The organism is Arthrobacter sp. SPT-J7, assembly GCF_059089965.1.
Genome location: NZ_JBNHFF010000254.1, coordinates 1 through 4,452 on the forward strand (window position 1 = coordinate 1; position 4,452 = coordinate 4,452).

A 4,452-nucleotide genomic window follows, 5' to 3' on the forward strand; every position below is an offset into this window, starting at 1 on the left:
GCTTTTCCTTGGTGACCAGGGATGCGCGCTCCAGAACCGCAACATGCTTTTGCACGGCGGCGAAACTCATGGCGTAGAGGCCCGCCAGACCAGAGACTGTGTATTCGCCGACCGTCACCCGGCGGACGATGTCCCGCCGCGTGGAGTCGGCGAACGCCTGGAAAAGGCGGTCCAGATCGGTTTCGCGGAGCTGATCTACAACCATATGGTTGTACGATAGTCCCGAGTGAAACGGGTGTCAATGCTTTGTGGACGGCCCGTTTCCGGCCCGGCAAGCTTCCGCCCGCAATGTATCTTGTTGCCCATGGGCATCTTCCTGGCCGGCGCTGGACCGGACTACCACTCCTTTCCTGACGTGTTCGAGCGCTTCGTCAGGGACATCCCCGGGCGCCGCAGCCAACTGCGCCGGATCGCCGTTGTGGTGCACCACCGCAGCGGGAACCCGGACAGTGTGCTGCAGGATTACGCCGGGCCGCTTCAATCCCTGACTTCCAGCGAGGTGGTACCGGTCCTGCTGCGTGCCGGCAGCCCGGCGGATCCGGCGGCTTTCGACGGCGCTGATGCAGTGGTGGTGGGTGGCGGGCTGACCCCGGCATACCTCGAAGGGCTTAAGGGCTGCGCGGGTGCCATTGCGGCAAGAGTGGCCGACGGCGCCCCTTACCTTGGGTTTTCCGCCGGCGCCATGGTTGCGCCTCGCAGGGGCATTATTGGCGGCTATCGAATCGGCGGCGTCGAAGTGTGCGGCGAGGAGTGCTCCGAGGACCTCGACGAAGTGGATGTTCGCGACGGACTGGGGCTCGTTTCCTTCTCAGTGGACGTCCATGCCGCCCAGGCGGGCACCCTCAGCAGGGCCGTGGGTGCTGTGGCCGCGGGACTCGTGGACAGGGCAGTGGCGGTGGACGAAAACACGGCGGTTGTCCTGCCCAGGGTCGGCGACGTGGAATTCGACGTGATCGGCCGGGGCAACTGCTGGGATGTCCGCAGCACGGGCACAGGGTGCAGCGTTTCCCTCCGCTCTGAGGGCAACTGAAACCAGTACCGCCGGGGCTGGGGCAGGACTGGTTTTACTAATCGAAGTGCGTCTGGATGCTGGTGCCGGACAGCTGTTCGATCAGTTCGGTGGCGACGTCACGCAGCTTGCGGTTTCGGTTGCTGGAGACCTTGGTGAGGATTTCCATCGCTTCCGACTGCGAGCACCTGTTCTGCGCCATGATCACACCGCAGGCCAAGTTGATGGCGGTCCGGCTTTCCATGGCCGCTTCCAGGTCCTGCGCCCGGTGTTCCGCCGACTTGATGCGGACCGACAGCTGGAGTGTATTGTGGGCGGCCGCAGCAAAACCAAGTGCCTTGTCGTAGACATTCGGGGTGAAGACGCCGGGCTTTGACGCGAAGAAGTTCAGCGCGGCACTGGCTCCGTCGCTGATCTCCAGTGGCACTCCCAGCGAGCTGTAGACGCCCACCTCTGCGAATTTCCGGTTCAGCTCCGGCCACCTCTGATCCGACGCGACGTCGTCAATGATCACGGGGGACATGTCCCTAAGTGCCTTGATACAGGGCCCGTCGCCTATTGCCTGCTCCAGCTGGTCCAGCTCGATCGCGCGTTTGCTGCTGCCCGCAGCAGTAGATGGCTTGCGCCGCAGCTTGACGGTGACCGCGCATTCGATCTCGTCACCAGCCGCTTCCGAGACCGCCGCAGCAGCCAGCTTGGAGAGCCCGGAAAGGAATTCAGCGGCATTTTCCGTGCCCACCAGTATGCTCTGGAGCTGCTCTACGGGTTCGCTCTCTGATGAATTCGACATGGGCATATCCTATTCTCATCCGCCCGGGCGGAGGTCGCTGGGACTGGACCAGGGAACATTGTGTTGCAGTGCCGCCGCCTCGGGCTCGTCCGATGGTTAAGGCGGGCGAAAGACCGGATCAGTTCGACGCAGGTTTGGGCACCCCAGCAAGTCCGAAAGGGAACGGATAGCTGCAATGGCGGCGTTCGGGCTCTGCCCTGCGCTTGTACCCGTGCCCCAGGCGGTATTTTCCAGCTGGTCCGGCGCGTAGACGGATTCCGCGTCAACGTCCCGGACGTCATTGATGCCACCGGATCAATCCTCTGTCCCCATCCACGAAGCACGGCCGCTCACTGACCGACCACCATTAAGGATGGTTCCTGCTTACCCTGGCCCGCCGCAAGTAAGCGATAGGCAAGGGCCACAAGCTCGACGACTGGCTGCCTGGCGTTCAGATCTGGCGGGAAAGGATGGCCTGGCTGACTTCCTTGATCGCCTGGGTTACCTTGATGCCTCGGGGACACGCCTCGCTGCAGTTGAACACCGTGCGGCACCGCCATACCCCTTCCCGGTCGTTGAGGACCTCAAGCCTCATGTCCGCCCCGTCGTCACGGGAATCGAAGATGAACCGATGGGCGTTCACGATGGCGGCAGGTCCAAAATATTGCCCGTCGTTCCAGAAGACCGGACAGGAGGAGGTACAGGCAGCACACAGGATGCATTTAGTGGTGTCATCGAAACGCTCCCGCTCCTCCGGGGACTGCAGCCGTTCACGGGTTGGCTCGTGGCCCCGGTTAATCAGGAACGGGAAGATCTCCCTGTACGACTGGAAAAACGGCTCCATGTCCACGATCAGGTCCTTCTCCACCGGGAAACCCTGCAAGGGCTCGACCGTGATGGGTTTCCCCGGCTCCAGGTCCTTCAGCAGCGCCTTGCACGCCAGCCGGTTCCGGCCGTTGATCCGCATCGCATCCGAGCCACATACTCCGTGGGCGCAGGACCGGCGGAAGGAGAGGGAACCGTCCACCTCCCACTTGATACGGTGAAGCGCGTCCAGGACGCGTTCGGTGGCGAGCATGGTGAGCGGATAGTCTTCCCAGCGTGCCGATGCTGAGAACTCGGGGTCGTACCGACGCACCCGGACGGTGACGTCCAGCGTTGGTACATCCTCGCTGACGGACTGCGGGAGATCAACTTTCGAGGGCGGTTCATGCGAATCGAAATCCATGGCAAGCACTCTTTCCTGTGAATCCCTGGCGATAGCCTGATGCCTATTCGGGCAGTTCCATCTGGAAGCCGCACGGACAGTGCAATACCTGCGTCGTAAGGTACACGTCCAAGGCATCAACCAGGTCCTGGTCCGTCGTGGCAGGCGCATAAAGGCGGCGGAGTTCCGAGCCGGTTTTCTGCATGGGCTGCCCGCAGTGGATGTAGTGCCCGCCGAAGGCAAGCACGTCCTCCAGGCTCCGGACCCGGTTCAGGACTGCGGCAACAGCAACAACGCCTGACCGATGGAGGTAATGGTTCCTGCACGTCCTGCAGGAGTAACCCACTTCCACGGAACTGCTGGCAGGAGGAATGAGCGCCGCGATGGAGTGGAGAACCAGGTGGCGGTCAGAGCCGCACTTGGTGCAGGTCAGGGGATAGTCCTCAACCTGTTCTCCCCTGACGCCGTTGGTAGGACCCGCGGGGTGGATCGACATTGTCAGGCGGCCGCGGGGTAGCTGGACAAGATGTAGTCGGCCGCCGCCGGACCGACCATCCGGATCCGACTGTCGTGAACGTCGACGCCGGCCCGGTGCATGGCGGCGCGGAAGGTAACGTCCGGTTTCGCTTCCAGGCCATGCAGGAAGCACCAGCTGACGTACAGGCCGTAAAGGCAGTCCGCGGACATCGGGCAGTCCGTATCGAATTCGGGAACTGTGGCTTCGGCGAGAAATGTTGAGAAATGCGAGGCAGCCATGATGGCTCTCTTTCGCTGGTGTGCATCTGTCCGCCGTGTTGCTACAGCGGTTCCTCCTGATGGCCCTGCACTTGACCCGGAGGGGGAGCGTCCACATCGAGTGACGCCCGCCACTTAGAATCTACGCACTCGACGCCCTGCTGTCCAGCCGGGCCGCTCCCTTGCTATTCGTCGAAGGGCGTCCGGAGCGCCGGGTCCGGGGAGCAGGATATCGGCCTACGTCGACGGGTAGCGCCGCCTGCCCCGGCTACCGTGACGTGACGAGTCTCACCTGCAACAATCCGTATATTGGTTGAGACTCGCACCCGCCTCTGGGCACCATGGGAAAAGCAGGGCCTGCGACTTCCGGGGCAACCCTCCCGGCAGTCCCGTGTGCTTGGTCACATCAGCCCTGCTACGGTTGCCAATCCTCACAGCGACCTGCACCATGGAACTACGGGAATGCGCTTTCCCACCTGCAGTCAGTCCTCACCGACGAGGACACGGTCCGGGCAATGAAGACTCCGGGCTGCCCACCGCATGAAATGGAAGTTGAATAATGACGTTCGATGCCAATAGCTCCGTAACCCTGAAGATCTGGGACCGGTCGGCCCTCCACCACACACTGGACACCGCGGTAAGCGACCTTTCCGCGCGCCACAACACCACCACTTGCCGCATCGCCGTCACCTGCAGCGGACCCAACACCTTCACGCTGAGCGTGCGCGGCGA

Annotated in this window: 6 protein-coding genes; 1 reads left to right on the top strand and 5 read right to left on the bottom strand. The window is 62.8% G+C overall.

Annotation, left to right across the window (positions count from 1 at the left end; all coding sequences use genetic code 11):
• Positions 1 to 205: ArsR/SmtB family transcription factor (locus AC5RWX_RS30720; protein WP_494099987.1), on the bottom strand; the 205-nt coding region annotated here is incomplete at its 3' end.
• A gap of 99 nt (positions 206 to 304) precedes the next feature.
• Between AC5RWX_RS30720 and AC5RWX_RS30725 the strand changes: the two genes are divergently transcribed.
• Positions 305 to 1,030, top strand: a complete 726-nt coding sequence (locus tag AC5RWX_RS30725) for a Type 1 glutamine amidotransferase-like domain-containing protein (RefSeq protein WP_494099988.1) — start codon at positions 305 to 307, stop codon at positions 1,028 to 1,030.
• A gap of 37 nt (positions 1,031 to 1,067) precedes the next feature.
• On the opposite strand, the gene AC5RWX_RS30730 is transcribed toward AC5RWX_RS30725, so the two are convergent.
• The 4 genes from AC5RWX_RS30730 to AC5RWX_RS30745 form a co-directional block, all read right to left on the bottom strand.
• Complete coding sequence (locus tag AC5RWX_RS30730; RefSeq protein WP_494099989.1) at positions 1,068 to 1,799, bottom strand: GAF and ANTAR domain-containing protein; 732 nt, start codon at positions 1,797 to 1,799, stop codon at positions 1,068 to 1,070.
• A gap of 430 nt (positions 1,800 to 2,229) precedes the next feature.
• On the bottom strand, positions 2,230 to 3,006 hold the full coding sequence (locus AC5RWX_RS30735) for a succinate dehydrogenase iron-sulfur subunit (protein ID WP_494099990.1): 777 nt from the start codon (positions 3,004 to 3,006) through the stop codon (positions 2,230 to 2,232).
• 43 nt (positions 3,007 to 3,049) lie between these two features.
• Complete coding sequence (locus AC5RWX_RS30740) at positions 3,050 to 3,481, bottom strand: hypothetical protein (protein ID WP_494099991.1); 432 nt, start codon at positions 3,479 to 3,481, stop codon at positions 3,050 to 3,052.
• A 2-nt stretch (positions 3,482 to 3,483) separates the two neighbouring features.
• A complete protein-coding gene (locus tag AC5RWX_RS30745) occupies positions 3,484 to 3,741 on the bottom strand; it encodes a hypothetical protein (protein ID WP_494099992.1) in 258 nt (85 codons plus the stop codon).
• Between the last annotated feature and the right edge of the window lie 711 nt (positions 3,742 to 4,452).

Bases quoted from the DNA above. Each gene is read 5' to 3' on its own strand.
- AC5RWX_RS30725 (WP_494099988.1), top strand. From the start codon at position 305: ATGGGCATCTTCCTGGCCGGCGCTGGACCGGACTACCACTCCTTTCCT.
- AC5RWX_RS30730 (WP_494099989.1), bottom strand. From the start codon at position 1,799: ATGTCGAATTCATCAGAGAGCGAACCCGTAGAGCAGCTCCAGAGCATA.
- AC5RWX_RS30735 (WP_494099990.1), bottom strand. From the start codon at position 3,006: ATGGATTTCGATTCGCATGAACCGCCCTCGAAAGTTGATCTCCCGCAG.
- AC5RWX_RS30740 (WP_494099991.1), bottom strand. From the start codon at position 3,481: ATGTCGATCCACCCCGCGGGTCCTACCAACGGCGTCAGGGGAGAACAG.
- AC5RWX_RS30745 (WP_494099992.1), bottom strand. From the start codon at position 3,741: ATGGCTGCCTCGCATTTCTCAACATTTCTCGCCGAAGCCACAGTTCCC.